This window comes from Streptomyces gamaensis, from assembly GCF_042656465.1.
Classification (GTDB): domain Bacteria; phylum Actinomycetota; class Actinomycetes; order Streptomycetales; family Streptomycetaceae; genus Streptomyces; species Streptomyces gamaensis.
Genome location: NZ_JBHSPB010000001.1, coordinates 526520 through 546109, shown reverse-complemented (window position 1 = coordinate 546109; position 19590 = coordinate 526520). Strand labels below are relative to the sequence as shown.

General features: G+C 73.2%; 20 protein-coding genes. 7 read left to right on the top strand and 13 right to left on the bottom strand.

The window, feature by feature from the left end:
• Positions 1–79 precede the first annotated feature (79 nt).
• Positions 80–1357: a thymidine phosphorylase gene (locus ACFP1Z_RS02450; protein ID WP_390314026.1), complete on the top strand. Its 1278-nt coding sequence runs from the start codon at positions 80–82 to the stop codon at positions 1355–1357.
• 102 nt (positions 1358–1459) lie between these two features.
• Here ACFP1Z_RS02450 and ACFP1Z_RS02445 read toward each other — a convergent pair whose 3' ends face one another.
• The gene (locus tag ACFP1Z_RS02445; protein ID WP_390314025.1) at positions 1460–2782 is read right to left on the bottom strand and encodes an MFS transporter; all 1323 of its coding nucleotides are present in this window, start codon (positions 2780–2782) and stop codon (positions 1460–1462) included.
• Between the two features lie 44 nt (positions 2783–2826).
• On the opposite strand from ACFP1Z_RS02445, the gene ACFP1Z_RS02440 reads away from it, so the two are divergent.
• Entirely contained in the window at positions 2827–3831 is a 1005-nt protein-coding gene (locus ACFP1Z_RS02440) for a LysR family transcriptional regulator (protein WP_390314024.1), read from the top strand.
• 30 nt (positions 3832–3861) lie between these two features.
• On the opposite strand, the gene ACFP1Z_RS02435 is transcribed toward ACFP1Z_RS02440, so the two are convergent.
• On the bottom strand, positions 3862–4650 hold the full coding sequence (locus ACFP1Z_RS02435) for an alpha/beta hydrolase (RefSeq protein ID WP_390314023.1): 789 nt from the start codon (positions 4648–4650) through the stop codon (positions 3862–3864).
• A gap of 103 nt (positions 4651–4753) precedes the next feature.
• Here ACFP1Z_RS02435 and ACFP1Z_RS02430 point away from each other — a divergent pair, with 103 nt between their 5' ends.
• Both ACFP1Z_RS02430 and ACFP1Z_RS02425 read left to right on the top strand, forming a co-directional pair.
• Positions 4754–5917: an adenosine deaminase gene (locus tag ACFP1Z_RS02430; RefSeq protein ID WP_390314022.1), complete on the top strand. Its 1164-nt coding sequence runs from the start codon at positions 4754–4756 to the stop codon at positions 5915–5917.
• A gap of 169 nt (positions 5918–6086) precedes the next feature.
• Positions 6087–6563: a hypothetical protein gene (locus tag ACFP1Z_RS02425; RefSeq protein WP_390314021.1), complete on the top strand. Its 477-nt coding sequence runs from the start codon at positions 6087–6089 to the stop codon at positions 6561–6563.
• A gap of 101 nt (positions 6564–6664) precedes the next feature.
• Here ACFP1Z_RS02425 and ACFP1Z_RS02420 read toward each other — a convergent pair whose 3' ends face one another.
• The 5 genes from ACFP1Z_RS02420 to afsQ1 form a co-directional block, all read right to left on the bottom strand.
• Positions 6665–6874, bottom strand: a complete 210-nt coding sequence (locus ACFP1Z_RS02420; RefSeq protein ID WP_390314020.1) for a PspC domain-containing protein — start codon at positions 6872–6874, stop codon at positions 6665–6667.
• 133 nt (positions 6875–7007) lie between these two features.
• Positions 7008–7583, bottom strand: a complete 576-nt coding sequence (locus ACFP1Z_RS02415) for a VanZ family protein (RefSeq protein WP_390314099.1) — start codon at positions 7581–7583, stop codon at positions 7008–7010.
• Between the two features lie 131 nt (positions 7584–7714).
• Positions 7715–8320: a hypothetical protein gene (locus ACFP1Z_RS02410; RefSeq protein WP_390314019.1), complete on the bottom strand. Its 606-nt coding sequence runs from the start codon at positions 8318–8320 to the stop codon at positions 7715–7717.
• Positions 8317–9834, bottom strand: a complete 1518-nt coding sequence (locus tag ACFP1Z_RS02405; RefSeq protein ID WP_390314018.1) for an ATP-binding protein — start codon at positions 9832–9834, stop codon at positions 8317–8319. Before ACFP1Z_RS02405 ends, ACFP1Z_RS02410 begins: the two co-directional genes overlap by 4 nt.
• Before the next feature lie 122 nt (positions 9835–9956).
• Positions 9957–10634, bottom strand: coding sequence for a two-component system response regulator AfsQ1 (gene afsQ1, locus ACFP1Z_RS02400; protein WP_390314017.1), 678 nt, complete (start codon positions 10632–10634; stop codon positions 9957–9959).
• Between the two features lie 197 nt (positions 10635–10831).
• Between afsQ1 and ACFP1Z_RS02395 the strand changes: the two genes are divergently transcribed.
• Entirely contained in the window at positions 10832–11587 is a 756-nt protein-coding gene (locus ACFP1Z_RS02395) for a SigE family RNA polymerase sigma factor (RefSeq protein WP_390314016.1), read from the top strand.
• Positions 11588–11730: 143 nt separating this feature from the next.
• On the opposite strand, the gene ACFP1Z_RS02390 is transcribed toward ACFP1Z_RS02395, so the two are convergent.
• A complete protein-coding gene (locus tag ACFP1Z_RS02390; RefSeq protein ID WP_390314015.1) occupies positions 11731–12204 on the bottom strand; it encodes an OsmC family protein in 474 nt (157 codons plus the stop codon).
• A 66-nt stretch (positions 12205–12270) separates the two neighbouring features.
• Entirely contained in the window at positions 12271–12897 is a 627-nt protein-coding gene (locus ACFP1Z_RS02385; protein WP_390314014.1) for a uridine kinase family protein, read from the bottom strand.
• Positions 12898–13023: 126 nt separating this feature from the next.
• Between ACFP1Z_RS02385 and ACFP1Z_RS02380 the strand changes: the two genes are divergently transcribed.
• Entirely contained in the window at positions 13024–13449 is a 426-nt protein-coding gene (locus ACFP1Z_RS02380; RefSeq protein WP_390314013.1) for a hypothetical protein, read from the top strand.
• Between the two features lie 84 nt (positions 13450–13533).
• Here the strand turns inward: ACFP1Z_RS02380 and ACFP1Z_RS02375 are convergent, their stop codons facing one another.
• From ACFP1Z_RS02375 to deoC, 3 genes are read right to left on the bottom strand one after another with little or no spacing between them, the layout of a single operon-like run.
• The gene (locus tag ACFP1Z_RS02375) at positions 13534–14427 is read right to left on the bottom strand and encodes an aldehyde dehydrogenase family protein (RefSeq protein WP_390314012.1); all 894 of its coding nucleotides are present in this window, start codon (positions 14425–14427) and stop codon (positions 13534–13536) included.
• Positions 14420–15850, bottom strand: coding sequence for an aldehyde dehydrogenase family protein (locus tag ACFP1Z_RS02370; RefSeq protein ID WP_390314011.1), 1431 nt, complete (start codon positions 15848–15850; stop codon positions 14420–14422). The genes ACFP1Z_RS02375 and ACFP1Z_RS02370 overlap by 8 nt, the downstream gene beginning before the upstream one ends.
• Before the next feature lie 3 nt (positions 15851–15853).
• Entirely contained in the window at positions 15854–16843 is a 990-nt protein-coding gene (gene deoC / locus ACFP1Z_RS02365; protein ID WP_390314010.1) for a deoxyribose-phosphate aldolase, read from the bottom strand.
• A 120-nt stretch (positions 16844–16963) separates the two neighbouring features.
• On the opposite strand from deoC, the gene ACFP1Z_RS02360 reads away from it, so the two are divergent.
• Positions 16964–17623: a PH domain-containing protein gene (locus ACFP1Z_RS02360; protein WP_390314009.1), complete on the top strand. Its 660-nt coding sequence runs from the start codon at positions 16964–16966 to the stop codon at positions 17621–17623.
• 238 nt (positions 17624–17861) lie between these two features.
• Here ACFP1Z_RS02360 and ACFP1Z_RS02355 read toward each other — a convergent pair whose 3' ends face one another.
• Positions 17862–19538, bottom strand: coding sequence for a phospho-sugar mutase (locus tag ACFP1Z_RS02355; RefSeq protein ID WP_390314008.1), 1677 nt, complete (start codon positions 19536–19538; stop codon positions 17862–17864).
• Positions 19539–19590 lie beyond the last annotated feature (52 nt).

Genomic DNA, 19590 nt, shown 5'->3' with positions numbered 1-19590 from the left:
TACGTTTCCGCCCCCGTCCGGGTCACTTTCCGCCCCGGCGGGAAGCTTGAGGACGCACGACATTAAGGAAAATGTGCTGATGGACGCCATTTCCGTGATCCGCGCCAAGCGCGACCGCGGTCGTCTGACCGACGAGCAGATCGACTGGATCATCGACGCGTACACGCGCGGTGAGGTCGCCGACGAGCAGATGTCCGCACTCGCCATGGCCATCCTGCTCAACGGCATGGACCGTGCGGAGATCGCCCGCTGGACCGCCGCGATGATCAAGTCCGGCGAGCGCATGGACTTCTCCTCGCTGCCGAGGCCCACCTCGGACAAGCACTCCACCGGCGGTGTCGGCGACAAGATCACGCTGCCGCTGGCCCCGCTCGTCGCGGCCTGCGGCGCGGCCGTCCCGCAGCTCTCCGGCCGCGGCCTCGGCCACACCGGCGGCACGCTCGACAAGATGGAGTCCATCCCCGGCTGGCGCGCCCTGCTCTCCAACGACGAGATGATGGACGTCCTGCGCGAGGTCGGCGCGGTCATCTGCGCCGCCGGCGACGGGCTCGCCCCCGCCGACAAGAAGCTCTACGCGCTGCGCGACGTCACCGGCACCGTCGAGGCCATCCCGCTCATCGCCTCCTCGATCATGTCGAAGAAGATCGCCGAGGGCACGGGCTCGCTCGTCCTCGACGTCAAGGTCGGCTCCGGCGCGTTCATGAAGAACATCGAGGACGCCCGCGAACTCGCCTCCACCATGGTCGGCCTGGGCACCGACCACGGCGTGAAGACCGTCGCGCTGCTCACCGACATGTCCACCCCGCTCGGCCTGACCGCGGGCAACGCCCTGGAGGTCCGCGAGTCCGTCGAGGTCCTCGCCGGCGGCGGCCCCGCCGACGTCGTCGAGCTGACCGTCGCCCTCGCCCGCGAGATGCTCACCGCCGCCGGCCTGCCCGACGCCGACCCGGCCAGGGCCCTGGCCGACGGCTCCGCGATGGACCACTGGCGCCGCATGATCATCGCCCAGGGCGGCGACCCGGACGCCAAGCTGCCGGTCGCCCGCGAGCAGCACGTCGTCACCGCCTCCGCCTCCGGCGTCCTCACCGGGCTCGACGCCTACGCCGTCGGCGTCTCCGCCTGGCGCCTGGGCGCGGGCCGCGCCCGCAAGGAGGACCCGGTGCAGGCCGGCGCGGGCATCGAGATGCACGCCAAGCCGGGCGAGCGGGTCGTGGCCGGGCAGCCGCTGCTGACCCTGCACACCGACACCCCGGAGAAGTTCGACTACGCGCTCGCCGCGCTGGAGGGCGGCGTGACCATCGCCCCCGAGGGCACGGACTTCACGCCGAACCCGATCGTCCTGGACCGCATCGCCTGACGGACCGTCCGGACACGGCGAACCGGACACGGCGAAGGGGCCGCCCCACCAGCGGACAGGTGGTGGGACGGCCCCTTCGGGCTTGTTCGGGCTTCCCGCGCGCTACGCGCGGGCCGCCAGGCGGCGCTCCACGAGCGCCTTGCGCGTGGCGTACAGCGTGATCGAGGAGGCCGCCACCATCGCCAGCAGCCCCAGCACCACCGCGCCGTCCCAGCCCGCCGCCCGGAACGCCAGCGCGCCGACCGCGCCGCCGAGCGAACTGCCCAGGTAGTAGCAGCTCTGATAGAGCGCCGACGCCTGCGCGCGGCCCGTCGTCGCGGCCCGGCTCACCGAGGACGAGGCCACCGCGTGGCCCGCGAAGAACCCGGCGGTGATCAGGATCAGCCCCACCAGCACCGCCGTCAGCGAATCCAGCAGCGACAGCAGCAGACCCGCCGTCGTCGTGCCCATCGCCAGATACAGCGCGCCGCGCCGGCCCAGTCGGCCCACCAGCTTCCCGGCCGCCGCCGAGGACGCCGTACCCACCAGATAGACCAGGAACACCGAACCGACGACACCCTGCGGCAGCGAGAACGGCTGCGCCGCGAGCCGGAAACCGATCACCGTGTACACCGCGCCGAACACCGTCATGAACAGCGCGCCGATCGCGTACAGCCGCAGCAGCAGCGGATCCCGCAGATGACCGGCCACCGTACGGGCCAGGGCGCGCGGCGCCACCGACGCCGGCGAGAAGTGCCGCGCCCGGGGGATCAGCAGCCGGAAGACCACCGCGCACACCACGGCCAGCGCCCCGACCGCCGCGAGCCCGGCCCGCCAGCCCCACGCCTGCGAGACCCAGCCCGCGACGATCCGCCCGGTCATCCCGCCCAGGCTGTTGCCCGCGACGAACAGGCCGATCGCCCCGATCAGCGCCTTGGCCCGGACCTCCTCGGCCAGATACGCCATCGCCGAGGCGGGCACCCCCGCCAGCGCCGCACCCTGCACGGCGCGCAGCGCCACCAGCCAGCCCAGGTCCGGGGCCAGCGGCACCAGCAGGGCCACGAACGCGGCCACGCACAGCGAGACCGTCATCATCGTCCGCCGGCCGAAGCGCTCGGACAGCGCGCTGAGCGGGACGACGGCGACGGCGAGTCCGCCGGTCGCGGCCGAGACCGTCCAGCTCGCCCGGTCCGCGGTGACCCCCAGGCCGTGACAGATCGCGGGAAGCAGGGCCTGCGTCGAGTACAGCAGGGCGAAGGTGGCCACGCCGGCGGCGAAGAGCGCGAGGCTCGCCCTGCGGTAACCGGGCCCGCCCGGGGCCAGTTTGCGCTCGTCCGCACCGGCCGGGGAGGCCGCGGCGGGAGTCGTGGAGGAGTTCGGGGACGACGGGGCGGAGGCACCCACGCGCGCGGTGGCGGTGGATGCCCCGGTATCGGCAGGAGGCATGGGACGACCGTAGGCTCCGGCCTCTGATGCGTCCAATGCACAGAATGGCGATAATCGATCCCCTGGTGCATAAAACCTGGTCGGGAGGGCCCTTGTCACCGCTTGGCAACGAAAAAGACATCCAGGCAACAGTCGACATCGAGGCCGACTCCTGGGCCGCCACGCTCACCCCGCGCCTCGCCCACTTCGTCGCCGCGGCCCGCCACGAGCACGTCACGCGCGCCGCGCACCGGCTCGGGGCCCCGCAGTCCACCCTCAGCCGCTCGCTCGCCCGGCTCGAAGCCGACCTGGGCGTCGCCCTGTTCGCCCGGCACGGCCGGGGCGTCGCGCTCACCGCCGCCGGACGCACCTTCCTCGCCTCCGTCGAACGCGCCCTCGCCGAGGTCGACCGCGCCGCCGAGTCCGTACGCGCCGACGCCGACCCGGCCTCCGGCAAGGTCGCCTTCGGCTTCCTGCACACCATGGGCTCCGAGACCGTACCCGAACTCATCCGCGCCTTCCGCGCCGACCACCCCCGCATCCGCTTCCAACTCGTGCAGAACTACGGCGAGTCCATGCTGGAACGGCTGCGCGCGGGCGAGCTCGACCTGTGCCTGACCTCGCCGGTGCCGGACGAACCGGACCTGGTCGCGCGCCGCCTCGACGAGCAGAAGCTGCGCCTGGTCGTCCCCGAGGACCACCCGCTCGCCGCCCGCAGACGGGTACGGCTGGCGGAGGCGGCGGGGGAGTGGTTCGTCACCCTCGAACCCGGCTACGGGCTGCGCCGCATCACCGACGCGGTGTGCGCGGAGGCCGGATTCACCCCGAGGGTCGCCTTCGAGGGCGAGGAGGCCGAGACGCTGCGCGGACTCGTCGCGGCGGGTCTGGGCGTCGCCCTGCTGCCCCCGCCGGCCGTCCCCCGGCCCGGCGTCGTCGAGCTGACGGTCACCGCCCCGCGCGCCTTCCGCGAGATCGGTGTCGCCTGGCGCGAGGGGCACCCGGACACCCCGCCGGTGGCGGCCTTCAAACGGTTCCTGCTGTCGCGGCGGGGGCAACTCCTGCCGCGCTGAGGGGGCATGGGGCGGCGGACCCTCCCGGCGTCACTCCAGGGTCGCCCCGAACCCCGCCGCCAGCGGCATCCGCAGCCCCAGCGGCGGGGGAGCCGCCAGCGCGTCGGCCACCGGGCGCGCGTAGTGCCGGGCGAAGAGCGAGCCGAGCACGAAGTCGGACGCGAGCGCGAGGACTTCGCCGCGGTGCTGGGCCAGGGAGTGCCCGTCGGAGTGCACTTCGAAGCGGCACACGTCGCGGTTGACCTTCTTCGCCCGCTCAGCGAGCCGGAACGACAGGTCCGGGTCGGTCCGCGCGTCGTCGGTGCCGTGCACGAGCAGCACCCGACGCCCCGTCAGCTGCCGTACCGGATCCGGGTCGGTGATCGCCTCCGGCTCCGGCAGCCAGGGCGCCAGGGCCAGGACCGCGGTGACGGCCGGATGCCCGGCGGCGCGCAGCGCGGCCCGCGCGCCCATGCCCGTACCCACCAGGCACACGGGTACGTCCCCGTAGCGCCGCACCACCTCGTCCGTGGCCCAGGCCGTGTCCCGCACCGGGTGGGCCGCCGAACCGTTCCAGCCCCGGCAGCGGTAGCGCAGGACGTGCACGGCCAGCCCCTCCGGGGCACCCGCGCGCGCCAGCCGGCGGGCGAGCGGACGCTGCGCGGCGTACGCGAACGCCGAGGGACGGCGCGTGCCGAAGGCCCGGCCGCCGGGGAGCAACAGGGCGACGCCGTGCACCGCGCGCCCGGCGCCGAGCGGCTTGCCGAGACGCGGCGCGGCGGCCTGTCCGGGGGAACGCGTGCCCTGCGGGTCCCGCTGCGATGACGCTTGCTGAGACATGGCAGAAACGATGGCAGAACGCCGCCCGGTGTCCACCCCGCGTACGGGTCACCGTTCCGTATCGTTCGGCCATCTCTACGCGCGTAGGAGCTACAGTGCGGCAATGACGAGCGAGACCGTACAACCGACTCCCGAACAGATCCGCCGTGCGCCCAAGGTCCTGCTGCACGACCACCTGGACGGCGGCCTGCGCCCCGGCACCGTCGTCGACCTGGCCCGTGCCGTCGGCTACGACAAGCTTCCCGAGACCGACCCCGACAAGCTCGGCGTCTGGTTCCGCGAGGCCGCCGACTCCGGTTCCCTGGAGCGCTATCTGGAGACCTTCGCCCACACCTGCGCCGTCATGCAGACCCGCCAGGCGCTGGTGCGGGTCGCCGCCGAGTGCGCCGAGGACCTCGCCGAGGACGGCGTCGTCTACGCCGAGGTCCGCTACGCCCCCGAGCAGCACCTGGAGGCCGGCCTGACCCTGGAGGAGGTCGTCGAGGCCGTCAACGAGGGCTTCCGCGAAGGGGAACGGCGGGCCCGCGAGAACGGCCACCGCATCCGCGTCGGCGCCCTGCTGACCGCCATGCGGCACGCCGCCCGCGCCCTGGAGATCGCCGAACTCGCCAACCGCTACCGCGACTCGGGCGTCGTCGGCTTCGACATCGCGGGCGCCGAGGCCGGCTTCCCGCCCACCCGCCACCTCGACGCCTTCGAGTACCTCAAGCGCGAGAACAACCACTTCACCATCCACGCCGGCGAGGCCTTCGGCCTGCCCTCGATCTGGCAGGCCCTGCAGTGGTGCGGCGCCGACCGGCTCGGCCACGGCGTGCGCATCATCGACGACATCGAGGTCACCGAGGACGGCACCGTCCGCCTCGGCCGGCTCGCCTCCTACGTGCGCGACAAGCGCGTCCCGCTGGAGCTGTGCCCCACCTCCAACCTCCAGACCGGTGCGGCCAGTTCCTACGAGGAGCACCCCATCGGCCTGCTGCGCCGGCTGCATTTCCGGGCCACGGTGAACACCGACAACCGGCTCATGAGCGGCACCAGCATGACCCGTGAATTCGAGCACCTGGTCAAGGCTTTCGGCTACACGCTGGACGACATGCAATGGTTCACCGTCAACGGAATGAAATCCGCATTCATCCCGTTTGATGAACGTCTCGCCATGATCAACGAGGTCATCAAGCCCGGTTACGCCGAGCTCAAGTCCGAGTGGCTGTTCCGGCAGACCACCGCCGAGACCGCTGTGACCAGCACTTTGGAACCCGGCCGCGACTGACGGTGAATCCGCGGGGAAAAGCGTGAACACGGCCGGGGCCGGCCCGGCCCCGGCCGTGTCATTGATTGCGGCGGCCCCGGACCGCTGGCTACGTTGCAGAGCCGCTGCCGGTTGTGTCGCAGTGTGCCGCTTGTATCGGAAAACTCCCCGTCGCGAGGACTGAATTCAGATGAAGCACGGAACCATCAAGACCCTCGGGGCCGCCGCGCTCGGTGTCGCCTTCGCCGCCTCGGCCGCGGGCAGCGCCTCGGCCCTGGGCACCACGGGCGCCGTGGAGTCCGTCACCAAGACCGCCGCCGGTGTGACGAAGGGGCTGCCCGTCCACCAGGCCGCCAAGCTCGCCCCCGCCGGCGGGCCCGTGCTCGACGCCGCGAACAACGCGGTCGGCTCGGGCATGCTCAACTCGCCCGCCAAGGCCGTCGACAAGGCCGTCAACCCGCACCTGCCCACCGAGAAGGCCGCCTCCCTCCTGCACCCGGCGGAGCACGCTCCGGCCACCGGCGCGAGCCCCACCGCCCCCGCCGCCCCGGCGGCTCCCGCCGCCCCCGCCGACAACAAGGGCAACGCGGGCCTCGGCGGCGTCACGGGCCTGCTCGGCGGACTGCCCGTCACCAAGGGCCTGCCCGTCAGCGGCCTCGGCGGCTGACCCCGGCCCGCACGGCCTGCCCTGCCCCCATCGGCTCCGTGCCGCGACGGCGGGCCGCACCCCCCGATACCCAGGGGTGCGGCCCGCCGTCGCGCACAGGCTCACCAGGCCGTCGAGGCACGGTGCTGCTCCTCGGAGGGGAGCAGCAGCCACAGCGCGAGATAGAGCAGCACCTGCGAGCCGGGCAGCACGATGGACAGCACGAACAAGATCCGCATCGTCCGTGCGGACATCCCGAAGCGCCGGGCCAGCCCGGCGCAGACGCCTGCGATCATCCTGTTGTCCCGGGGACGGACCAGCGGAGCGGACATGGCGGACGACTCCTCGTCGTGGGTGCGGGGCACGGGCGGAACCGGCGGGTGACCGGCGCCCGGGGAGCGACTCCCGATGAGCGGCTCCCGACACGGAAAAACCTACGGCCCGGCACCCGTGCCGCGCGTCGGTCTAGGGGGCGATCCTGACCCTGGGGATCGTCGGGGTCACCCCCTGAACCCCGTCATCCCGGCGGCGGGCCAAAGGGCCCGTACTCTCCCTCCCGGGGCGGACCCCCTCCGTCCCGCGACGGATCTTCGCCCGCACCGCCGGCACCACCGCCAGGTGCAGCGCGGCCACCCCCGCGACATTCAGCAGCAGCGCGTCGACATCCAGCACCTGGCCCACCACACCCCCGCGCACCACCTGGAGCACCAGCGAGATCATCGCCGCGGTGAAGACCGTACGGGTCAGCGAGCCCAGCGGGGAGGACACGAGGCGGCCGCGCGCCCACGGCAGCAGCACCCCCAGCGGCGCGAACGGCAGCACCCCCGCCCCGATCGCGCGCGCCGCCTCCCAGGGCGCGAGCGCCAGATCGGCCCGGATCGTGGCCAGCGGCTCCAGGTGCGCGGCCGACACCCACGGCGCGGTCAGCGGGCGCAGCGCCAGCCAGCCGACCGTCAGCAGATGGGCGACGAGCAGCACGCGGCCCGCGGCGCGGTAGCGGCATCGGAGGGCGGGCGTACCGCCGGAACCTTGACCCTGCACGCCCCACAGGACGCGGTGCGCCCGGCGCGCGGTTCCGCGTGCGGCGACGGAGAGTGGCGACACGCCGCGACGGCGGACGCGCAGAGCGAGCGGGTGCGTGACCCGGGGGACGGGCCGGGCCACGCGTGACGTCAGGAGACGGGAGAGGTGTTGATCTCGGCGGTGTCCGGGTGGCCGCGCATCTCCTCCGTGCACCTGTAGCTCTTCGGCCGGTCGGCGTCCGGGCCGCCCAGCAGCACCGCCTGCCCGCCCTTCGCCGCCGCCGTGCCGGCGAACGTGCACACCAGCTGGGCGAGCGCCACCTGCGGCAGCTCGTCCGGGTCCCGGGCCAGGCGCAGCGTCCCCGCCGGGTCGCCGGCGCGCGGCCCGCCGACGGTCAGCTTCGACGGTACGGCCGTGGTCAGCCCCGCCTCGGCCTCGGCGCCCGCCGGGGTGCGCTGCAACTGCTCCAGCAGGACCCGCGCGACGGCCACGGGATCGCCCGCGGCCTGACGCGGTAGTGTCACCTCCCGGGTCACGGGCACCAGCTGCGAGGTGCACTCCAGTTGCACGGTCACCGTCGTCACGCCCGGCGCCGGGCTCGCCCCGGACCGTACGACACAGGAGGCGCGCGAGGGCGCGGGCCCGGCGTCCACGGGCACGGCCGTGCCCCGGATCCCGCACCCGGCCAGTAGCGCGAGCAGCGCCGGGGCGGCGCCGGCGAGCGCGAGGGCGCGGTGCTTGGCGGCCGTCTTCACTGTCCGTTCTCCTGCGCGCTGTCGGGGGCGGCGCCGTCCCGCGCCGTACCGTCCGTACGGTCACCGCCCTCGGCGAGGGCGGCGGCGTCGCGGGGGAGGGTGAGGGTGAACACCGCGCCGCCTTCGGGATGGTTGGCGGCGGTGATCCCGCCGCCGTGGATGTGGGCGTTCTCCAGGGCGATGGACAGGCCCAGCCCGCTGCCCTCGGAGCGCGGCCGTGAGGCGCTCGCCTTGTAGAAGCGGTCGAAGACGTGCGGCAGGACGTCCTCGGGGATGCCCGGCCCGTGGTCGCGCACGTCGATGCGCAGGCTCTCGCCGCTCTCGCGCACCGAGACCCGCACCGGGGAACCGCCGTGCTTGAGCGCGTTGCCGATGAGGTTGGCGAGGATGACGTCGAGGCGGCGCGGGTCGAGGCGGGCCACGATGCCGCGCTCGGCGTCCACCTCCACCGCGTCCAGCCAGGCGCGGGCGTCGATGCAGGCGGTGACCTGGTCGGCGACGTCCACGTCGTCCAGGACGAGCCGGGCGGTGCCCGCGTCGAAGCGGGTGACCTCCATCAGGTTCTCCACCAGGGTGCCCAGCCGGCGGGTCTCGCTGACCACGAGCTGCACGGCGGGCGCGATCATCGGGTCGAGGTTGTCGGCCTCGTCCTCCAGCACCTCGGTCACGGCGGTGATCGCGGTGAGCGGGGTGCGCAGCTCGTGCGACATGTCGGCGACGAAGCGGCGGCTCGCGGCCTCGCGCGCGCTCAGCTCCTCGACGCGCTTCTGCAACGCCTCCGCGGTGCGGTTGAACGTCCGCGACAGATCGGCGAGTTCGTCGGTGCCGGAGACCTGCAGCCGGGTGTCGAGCTTGCCCTCGCCCAGCCGCCGCGCCGCGTCGCCCAGCCGCTGCACGGGCCGCAGCACCGTGGAGGCGGCGGCCTGCGCGAGCAGCGCGGAGCCGATCAGGGCGAGCCCGGTGGCGATGCCCAGCGACCAGGCCAGCGAGTTGAGGTCGGCGCGCTCGTTCTCCAGGGACTTCAGCAGATAGCCGGTGGGCCCGCCGCCGATCACCTTGGCGCCGCCCACCAGGTACGGCTTGCCGTCGAGGGTGATCCGCTGCCAGTACAGGTGGTACGGGTAGCGGTTCGACTCGTCCGTGCGCCGCTCCCGCTCGACCGCGGCCTGCAGCGACCTCGGCACGACCTTGAGGGTGAACAGGTCGCGGTTGGAGGGCGCCGCGCAGTCGGCGCCGCCGCGCGCCTTGCCGATCAGCAGCACCTCGTACTTCTGCGAGGTGCCCGCCATCCGGTCGGCGGCCGCCTGCAGCTCCTGGCAGGTCGGCGCCAGCGGCAGCGAACCGGTGTTGTCCTGAAGGGACTTGCGGAAGTCGTCGAGGGCGGCGTCCTGGGTGCGGGTGAGGACCGCGTCGCGGTTGAGCCAGTAGGCGATGGCCGACGCGGAGACCGCCGCGGCCAGCGCCACCAGCGCGAAGACCAGCATCAGCCGCAGCCGCAGGCTGATCCACCGCATGCTGAGCCTCATCAGGCGGCCGACGGCCGCCCAGCCCCGTACCCGACCGGGCTCGTGTGTCACTGTGCGCTCTCTGTCTCAGCTGCCGTCGCTTGCGTGGTCCTTCGGGGCCCGTACCGGCGTCACTGCGGGGCGTCCAGCCGGTAGCCGACGCCGCGGACCGTACGGATCAGGGTCGGCGAGGACGGCACGTCCTCGACCTTGGCGCGCAGCCGCTGCACACACGCGTCCACCAGCCGCGAGTCGCCGAGGTAGTCGTGCTCCCACACCAGCCGCAGCAGCTGCTGCCGCGACAGCGCGTGCCCCGGCCGCCGGCTGAGCTCAAGCAGCAGCCGCAGCTCGGTCGGGGTGAGCTGGAGGTGCTCCCCGTTCTTGGTGACGGTCATCGCCGACCGGTCGATGACGAGCGAGCCGAACGTCGCCGAGTCGCTGGACTCCCGCTCGCCCCGGCGCAGCACCGCCCGGATCCGCGCGTCCAGCACCCGCCCCTGCACGGGCTTGACCACATAGTCGTCGGCGCCGGACTCCAGCCCGACCACGACGTCGATGTCGTCGCTGCGCGCCGTCAGCAGGATGATCGGCAACTGGTCGGTGCGGCGGATGCGCCGGCACACCTCGAAGCCGTCGATGCCCGGCAGCATCACATCCAGCACGATCAGGTCCGGCCGCTGCTCGCGCAGCATTTTCAGGCCGTCCTCGCCCGTCGCCGCCGTCGCCACGCGGTGGCCCTGGCGGGACAGCGAGAATTCGAGAGCCGTGCGGATGGCGTCGTCGTCCTCGATCAGCAACAGGAAAGGCACGCTGGCCATTCTGGCCTACGACCGGCCGGTGGTTCGACCGAAGAGCGCCCCGCGGGCCCGTCACGGAGGCTGTTGCAGGGCTGTGACAGTCGGCTGACAGCGCGATGAAACTGGCCCGGCAGGCTGTCTCTCACCGGGCGGCACCAGGGCCCGGCCAGCAAGCGGCCAGAAGCAGGCTCCACCGACGGGGGCGCGTTATGAACACACTGCACAGCACCACGACCAGCGCAGTCATTCGCACGCGCCTGCACGACGCCGGACGGGGCCAGGAGAAGTCCGGTGCCGTGGGCGGGCGGGGGTGCGCCCGCGGCACCGGACGCACCAGGCCGCCGTACATGGTGGCCATCGACGCCGCCACCTACGGGCAGGCCCCGGCCGCCGCCCAGGCGCCCGACGGCGCCGGGCAGGCCGGCTCGCGGGCCGCGCGCACGGACGACGAGTTCACCGCCTACGTCCAGGAGCGCCGCGCCGCCCTGTACGCGACCGCCTACCACCTGACCGGCGACCGCCACGAGGCGGAGGACCTGCTGCAGAGCGCGCTGTTCTCCACCTACCGCGCCTGGGACCGGATCAGCGACAAGGCCGCGGTCGGCGGCTATCTGCGCCGCACCATGACCAATCTGCACATCAGCGCCTGGCGCCGGCGCAAGCTCAACGAGTACCCGACCGAGGAGCTGCCGGAGACGGCCGGCGAGACGGACGCGATGCGCGGCACCGAGCTGCGCGCGGTGCTGTGGCAGGCGCTGGCCCGGCTGCCCGAGCTGCAGCGCACGATGCTCGTCCTGCGCTACTACGAGGGCCGCACCGACCCGGAGATCGCGGAGATCCTCGACATCAGCGTCGGCACCGTCAAGAGCAGCATCTGGCGCTCGCTGCGCCGCCTGCGCGACGACGAGGCCATCGGCTCCGCCGAGCGGAGCGTCCGCGAGTCCTTCGGCGAGCTGGTGGCCTGACGAAGGACCCCACGGACACGGGGGACGCACGGGGGAGAGAACCGGGGGAACAACGGGGGAACCCGGGGGAGAAAAGGGAGCGGATCGGCCGGAGGGGGGCCCGGCCGGTCCGCTCTCGCACGTCACCGTGCGCCGCGGGCCGGTCAGGCGCGGCGCACGGTGACGACCGGCTCGTGCCGCACGGGGAAGCTCACCGAACTCGCGACGAAACAGGCGCGGTGCGCGGCCTCGTGCAGCTCGGTCGCGGTGCGCACCGACTCCGCCGAGGCCACCTCGACGCGCGGCCGCAGCACGGCCTCGGTGAAGTGCCCGCCCTCGGCGGTGGTCGCCATCGTGGCGTGCGCGTCGTCGGTGTAGGAGGTGACGGCGACGCCCGCCGTCGCGCACAGGTGCAGATACGACAGCATGTGGCACTCGGAGAGCGCGGCCAGCAGCAGTTGCTCGGGGTTCCAGCGGGCCGGGTCGCCGCGGAAGGCCGGGTCGGCGCTGCCCAGCAGCACGGGACGGCCGGGCGCGCGGACCTCGTGGTCCCGGCCGTAGGCGCGGTAGTCGCTGGTCCCGGAGCCCTGGTTGCCCGTCCAGTTCACCGTGGTCTCGTAGGTGTGGATCTTCGGCATGGCCCCTCCCGGGCGATGCGGACGGAAACTGTACGAACGGAAACTGACCGGCAGGCGATCAGGCGATCAGATACGCACACTCTCACGGCGTCCGGCGGCCGCGGCAGCAATCCGGCCCATCGCCGTGTCCCGGCCGCACGCGAACGCGCCGAGCGCCGTCTGCCGTGCCACGATGCCGCGCTCCGCGCGCATCAGCCGCAGCCCCCGGCGCAGCAGGTACGGCACCGGCTTGCGGGCCTCGCGCAGATCGCGCGCCAGCCGGCGGCGGAAGGTCGTCGCGGGACGGCCGCGCAGGCACAGCGCGTCGGCCAGCACCCCCGACTCGCGGCACGGGCCGATGATGTCGGCCGCGAAGATGCCCTCGGCGATGAACAGCGGGGTGCGCCCGATGTCCAGCGTCGTCTCGCCCACGCGGGAGCTGCTCGCGATGTCGTAGCGCGGCACGGTCGTACGGGCCGTGCGGCACAGCTCCTCGACCGCGGCGACCGCGGCGCGGGCGTCCCAGGACAGCGGCGAGTCCCAGTCCGCCCCCGAACCGTCCGCGAGCAGCGGCAGGGTGGGGTCGCCCGCCTCCTTGTAGAAGTCGTCGAGATTCAGCACCGGCAGCCCGGTACGGGCCGCCAGGGAGGACTTTCCGGAGCCGGAGGGGCCGGTCAGCAGGATCACGCGCGCGGGGGACAAGTGAGGAGTCACGGAACACCAGTGTGAGGCATTGGGCCGCACGGGGGATCCCCCCGGGTCGGAGGATGCGCGTGGCGTCACCACTCAACTACGCTGCGCATTCGTTCCGACCAGTACCTCACGACCCGGCAGGTGGCCATGGCCTCGCACGCACGACACGCACGCTCCGCCCCCACCCATCCCACCGCCCTCCGTCCGCTGATGCGCCTGGGGCTGTCCGTCTCGGCGGGAGCGGCGCTCGTCGGCGCGGGCGCCACGACCGCGCAGGCGGCCGAACCCAAGGCCCCCCGGGTCGTGTTCGGCGACACCTCGCTCGGCGCGGCCTTCACCGGCACCGACATCGCCCTGGAGGAGGGCGCCAAGGGCGCCTTCGGCAGCCTGAAGACCCTGCAGCTCGACCCACTGGCCGGCACCGGCACCGACCCGCTCAGCAACTCCGTCAACACCCAGGTCGAGGACGTGCAACTGCTCGACACCTCGGACCTGACCGGCCCGCTCGCCCAGGGCGACGCCATCGGGGAACTGCCGCTGGTCACCGACGCCGCGACCCTGCTGCCAGGCTGACGGCCCGGCCCCGACGCGCGAAGGCGGCTCCCCGTTCGCGGGGAGCCGCCTTCGCACGTCGTGAGGCCGCCAGTACGAGCCGCCTCAGTACGAGGAGCCGCCCGCGCCCAGCGAACCCGTCGGGTGCCAGACCGTCTTCGTCTCCAGGAACGCCGTCAGCCGGTCCGTGCCCGGGGTGCGCGCCCAGTCCACGCGCTGCGGCCGCAGCACCCGCTTGAGGTTGTCCGCCGCGGCGACCTCCAGCTCCTTGGCCAGCTCCGCGTCCGCACCCGCCAGGTCCAGGGCGTTGACGTCCTGGTGCGCGGCCAGCGTCGGAGCGATCTCGGCCGTACGGCCCGAGAGCACGTTCACCACCCCGCCCGGCACGTCCGAGGTGGCCAGCACCTCGCCCAGCGACAGCGCCGGCAGCGGGGCCCGCTCCGAGGCCACCACCACGGCCGCGTTGCCCGTGGCGATCACCGGGGCCAGCACCGAGACCAGCCCGAGCAGCGCGGACTCCTGCGGCGCGAGCACCGCGACCACACCCGTCGGCTCGGTGGCGGAGACATTGAAGAACGGGCCCGCCACCGGGTTCGCCGCCCCGGTGATCTGGCCGATCTTGTCGGTCCAGCCCGCGTACCACACCCAGCGGTCGATCGCCGCGTCCACCTGCGCCGCGGCCTTCGCCTTCGACAGCCCCTCGGCTGCCGCGACCTCGGCGGCGAACTGCTCGCGGCGGCCCTCCAGCATCTCCGCGACGCGGTAGAGCACCTGACCGCGGTTGTAGGCCGTCGCGCCGCTCCAGCCGGCGAACGCCTTGCGGGCCGCGACGACCGCGTCCCGGGCGTCCTTGCGGGAGGACAGCGGGGCGTTGGCGAGCCACTCGCCCTTTGCGTCGGTCACCTCGTACACCCGCCCGCTCTCGGACCGGGGGAACTTGCCCCCGACGAACAGCTTGTAGGTCTTGAAGACGCTCAGTCGCGCAGCAGACTCAGACATCGAGGTACGCCTCCAGACCGTGGCGGCCGCCCTCGCGGCCGAAGCCCGACTCCTTGAAACCGCCGAACGGCGAGGCCGGGTCGAACTTGTTGAACGTATTGGCCCACACCACGCCCGCGCGCAGCTTGCTCGCCACCGCCAGCATCCGCGAGCCCTTCTCGGTCCAGATGCCCGCCGACAGGCCGTACTGCGAGTTGTTGGCCTTCGCGACCGCCTCGCCCGGCGTGCGGAACGTCAGCACCGACAGCACCGGGCCGAAGATCTCCTCGCGGGCGATCCGGTGCGCCTGCGTGACGTTCGTGAACACCGTCGGCGCGAACCAGTAGCCGGAGGAAGGCAGTTCACAGGACGGGGACCAGCGCTCGGCGCCCTCCGCCTCGCCGCTGTCGGCGAGCTCGGTGATCCGGGCCAGCTGCTCGGCGGAGTTGATCGCGCCGATGTCGGTGTTCTTGTCCAGCGGGTCGCCCAGCCGCAGCGTCGACAGCCTGCGCCGGAGGGCCGCCATCAGCTCGTCGTGGACCGACTCCTGCACCAGCAGCCGCGAACCCGCGCAGCACACCTGGCCCTGGTTGAAGAAGATGCCGTTGACGATGCCCTCGACCGCCTGGTCGACCGGCGCGTCGTCGAAGACGATATTGGCGCCCTTGCCGCCCAGCTCCAGCGTCAGCTTCTTGTCGCTGCCCGCGACGGTACGGGCGATCTGCTTGCCCACCGCCGTCGAACCGGTGAAGGCGACCTTGTCGATCCCCTCGTGCGCGACCAGCGCCGCGCCCGTCGCCCCGTCACCGGTGACGATGTTGACGACGCCCTTGGGCAGCCCGGCCTGCCGGCAGATGTCCGCGAAGAACAGCGCCGACAGCGGAGTGGTCTCGGCGGGCTTGAGGACGACGGTGTTGCCCGCCGCCAGCGCCGGGGCGATCTTCCACGCGAGCATCAGCAGCGGGAAGTTCCACGGGATGACCTGGCCGGCCACGCCCAGCGGGCGCGGGTTCGGGCCGAAGCCCGCGTGGTCGAGCTTGTCCGCCCAGCCCGCGTAGTAGAAGAAGTGCGCGGCCACCAGCGGGAGATCGGCGTCGCGCGTCTCCTTGATCGGCTTGCCGTTGTCCAGCGTCTCCAGCACCGCCAGCTCGCGCGAGCGCTCCTGGACGATCCGGGCGATACGGAAGAGGTACTTCGCGCGCTCCGACCCCGGCAGCGCCGACCACTTCTCGAAGGCCTTGCGGGCCGCCGTCACCGCGCGGTCCACGTCCTCCGCCGAGCCGTGCGCGACCTCCGAGAGGACCTCCTCCGAGGCCGGGTTGAGGGTCTTGAAGACCTTGCCGCCCGCCGCCTCGCGGAACTCGCCGTCGATGAACAGCCCGTAGGAGGGCGCGATGTCGACGACCGCGCGCGACTCGGGAGCGGGTGCGTATGCGAAAGCCATGGATCAGTCCACCGTGACGTAGTCGGGACCGGAGTAGCGACCGGTGCTCAGCTTCTGCCGCTGCATCAGCAGATCGTTCAGCAGGCTGGAGGCACCGAAACGGAACCACGTGCTGTCCAGCCACTCCTCGCCCACGGTCTCGTTGACCAGGACCAGGAACTTGATCGCGTCCTTGGTGGTACGGATACCGCCGGCCGGCTTCACACCCACCTGGACACCCGTCTGCGCCCTGAAGTCGCGCACCGCCTCCAGCATCAGCAGGGTGTTCGCCGGAGTGGCGTTGACCGCGACCTTGCCGGTCGAGGTCTTGATGAAGTCGGCGCCCGCGAGCATCCCGATCCACGACGCGCGGCGGATGTTGTCGTACGTCGACAGCTCGCCCGTCTCGAAGATCACCTTCAGCCGGGCCCGGTCGCCGCACTCCGCCCTGACGGCCGCGATCTCCTCGTAGACGTCGAGGTAGCGGCCCGCCAGGAAGGCGCCCCGGTCGATGACCATGTCGATCTCGTCGGCCCCGGCGGCGATCGCGTCGCGCGTGTCCGCGAGCTTCACCGGGAGCGCGGCGCGGCCGGCGGGGAACGCGGTGGCGACCGAGGCCACCTTCACGTCCGTGCCCGCGAGCGCGGCCTTCGCCGTCGCCACCATGTCGGGATAGACGCACACCGCGGCCGTGTGCGGGGTGCCGCGGTCCGTCGGGTCGGGGTGGACGGCCTTCGCGGCGAGCGCCCGGACCTTGGCCGGGGTGTCCGCCCCCTCCAGGGTCGTCAGATCGATCATCGAGATCGCCAGGTCGATGGCGTACGCCTTCGCCTGGGCCTTGATCGAGCGGGTGCCGAGCGCCGCGGCCCGGGCCTCCAGCCCGACCGCGTCGACTCCCGGGAGTCCGTGCAGAAAGCGGCGCAGCGCACTGTCGGAGGCGGTCACGTCCGCCAACTCCGCCAGTCGCTCGGCGGCGTCGTTGCCGCGCGCGGGAACTGTGGTGGGCATGGTCACCGGATGAGCATATCTACGCGCGTAGCGGGTGTCACCCCCCGGTGCGGGCCTGTATCCGGGCGGCGCTCGCCCCGGCCGTACCGGGTGGGCACCGGGGGGCCGTGGGGCACAATCTGCCCCATGACGAGCCCCGGCAACCTCCCCACGACGGACGACGACCAGGCACACGCCGAGCGCCGCTACCGCTCTCCCGCCGGAATCGCCGGAGGCGTGCTGCTGCTCGCGCTCGCCGGCTGGCTCGGCGGCGACGCGGTCCTCACAGGCAGCGGGAACGTGCCGTGGCTGGCGCTGGCCGGGCTGCTCGCCGTCGTGCCGCTCGTCGTCGCCTTCACGCTGCGGCCTGTGGTGCGGGCGAGTGCTGTGCGGCTGCTGGTGCGCAATCCGTTCCGGACGATCACGCTGCCGTGGGAGTGCGTCGAGGGGGTGCGCGCCGGGTACTCCAGCGAGGTGCTCGCGGCGGGGCGTACGTACCAGCTGTGGGCGATTCCCGTCTCGCTGCGCAAGCGCAAGGCCGCGGCGCGGCGGCAGGTCCGTGCTGCTGCGGCGGATACCTCTGGGCGTACGCCCGTTTCTGCCGCTTTCGGTTCCCTTGCTCCCGGGGAAGCGTTGAGGGCGCCGTCCGATCAGGCGGTGGAGGAGTTGCGGGAGCTGGCTTCGCGGGGTGCTGCGCGCGAGGGTGCCCGGGGGGCGTCTGTGCCTCAGGTGCGGTGGGCTTATGAGGTGCTGGTGCCGTGCTTGGTGGGGTTGGTGCTGCTTGGGGTGTTGTTGGGGGTCGGTTGATCCTGCGGGTGCGGGTGCGGGTGCGGGTGCGGTCCTGCGTTCCGGCTGTCGGCCGCTTTCGTTGTTTGCCGCGCGCCGTCCGTGGTGCCGGGGCCGGGCCGCTCCGGGGTGGTGGCCAGACTGCTTCGCTTTACGTCTGGCCACCACCCCTGCGCGTCCCGGCCCCTCCCGTGGGAGGGGTGGCCGGAACCGCTGAAGGGGCGGGCCGCCCTGCGCGCGTCCCGGCCCCTCCCGTCCGTCAGATGCCCGCCGCGCGGGACAGGTCGACCTTGATGGCCGCCAGGCACTCCGCCGCGCGGGTGCGGGCCGCTGCCAGGGCCGTGGCGTCCGCGACCGGGACCACGGCCTCCAGGTAGCACTTGAGCTTCGGCTCGGTGCCGGAGGGGCGGACGATGACGCGGGCACCCGAGACCGTGCCGTCCGCGTCGCCGCTCAGGTGGTAGCGCAGGCCGTCGGTCGGCGGCAGCGACTCCGAGCCCCGGGACAGGTCCTCGGCGGAGACCACTTGCAGGCCGGCCAGCGCGGCCGGCGGCTGCTCGCGCAGCCTGCGCATCGCGGACGAGATCAGCGACAGGTCCTCCACCCGCACCGAGAGCTGGTCGGTCGCGTGCAGACCGTGCTCGACGGCCAGGTCGTCCAGCAGGTCGGAGAGCGTACGGCCCGACTCCTTGAGCTCGGCGGCCAGTTCGGCGACGAGCAGCGCGGCGGTGATGCCGTCCTTGTCGCGCACGCCCGCCGGGTCGACGCAGTAGCCCAGCGCCTCCTCGTAGGCGTAGCGCAGGCCGTCGGCGCGCGCGAGCCACTTGAAGCCCGTCAGGGTCTCCGTGTAGGCGACGTCGGGGGCGGCCCCGGCGATACGGGAGAGCAGCGAGGAGGAGACGATCGTCGTCGCGAAGGTGCCCTGCGCCTTCTTGTGCACCAGGTGCTCGGCGAGCAGCGCGCCCACCTCGTCGCCGCGCAGCATCCGCCAGCCCTCGACGGTCTCCGGGGCGGGCACGGCGACGGCGCAGCGGTCCGCGTCCGGGTCGTTGGCGATGACGATGTCCGGCTGGGCCTCGCGCGCGGTGGCGAAGGCCAGGTCCATCGCGCCCGGCTCCTCCGGGTTGGGGAAGGAGACGGTGGGGAACTCCGGGTCGGGCTCGGCCTGTTCGGCGACCACGGTGGGCGCGGGGAAGCCGGCCCGGGCGAAGGCGGCGGTCAGCGTGGACAGGCCGACGCCGTGCATGGGCGTGTAGACGACGCGGACGTCGCGGGCGGAGCCGTTGGTCAGTACCGCGTCCGTGCGCTCCAGATACGCCTCGACGACCGTCTCGCGCAGGGTCTCCCAGCCGGAGTCCGGGCGCGGCACGTCCGCCAGGCTCTCCACGGCGGCGATCTCGGCGGCGATGGCGGCGTCGGCCGGGGGCACGATCTGGGAGCCGTCGCCGAGGTAGACCTTGTAGCCGTTGTCGCGCGGCGGGTTGTGGCTCGCGGTGACCTCGACGCCGGCGACCGCGCCGAGGTGGCGGATGGCGAAGGCCAGCACCGGGGTGGGCAGCGGGCGGGGCAGCAGTGCCGCCTTCAGGCCCGCGCCGACCATGACGGCGGCGGTGTCGCGGGCGAAGTCCGCGCTCTTGTACCGGGCGTCGTAGCCGATGACGACCGTGCCGTTGGTGTGGCCCTGCTTCTTGAGGTACGCGGCGAGACCCGCGGCGGCGCGGACGACCACGGCGCGGTTCATGCGCATCGGACCCGCGCCCAGCTCGCCGCGGAGTCCGGCCGTGCCGAACTGCAGGGTGCCCGCGAAGCGGGCTTCGAGCTCGGCTGTGTTCCCGGCGTCTCCGGCTTCGAGCAGCGCGGCCAGTTCGGCGCGGGTTTCGGGGTCGGGGTCCTCGGCCAGCCAGGACTTGGCTCGCGTGATGAGGTCTCGCTCCACGGTGTCTCCTCCGGAGGGTTCGAGTCTTGCAGTTGGGTGCCCGGTCGCCGGG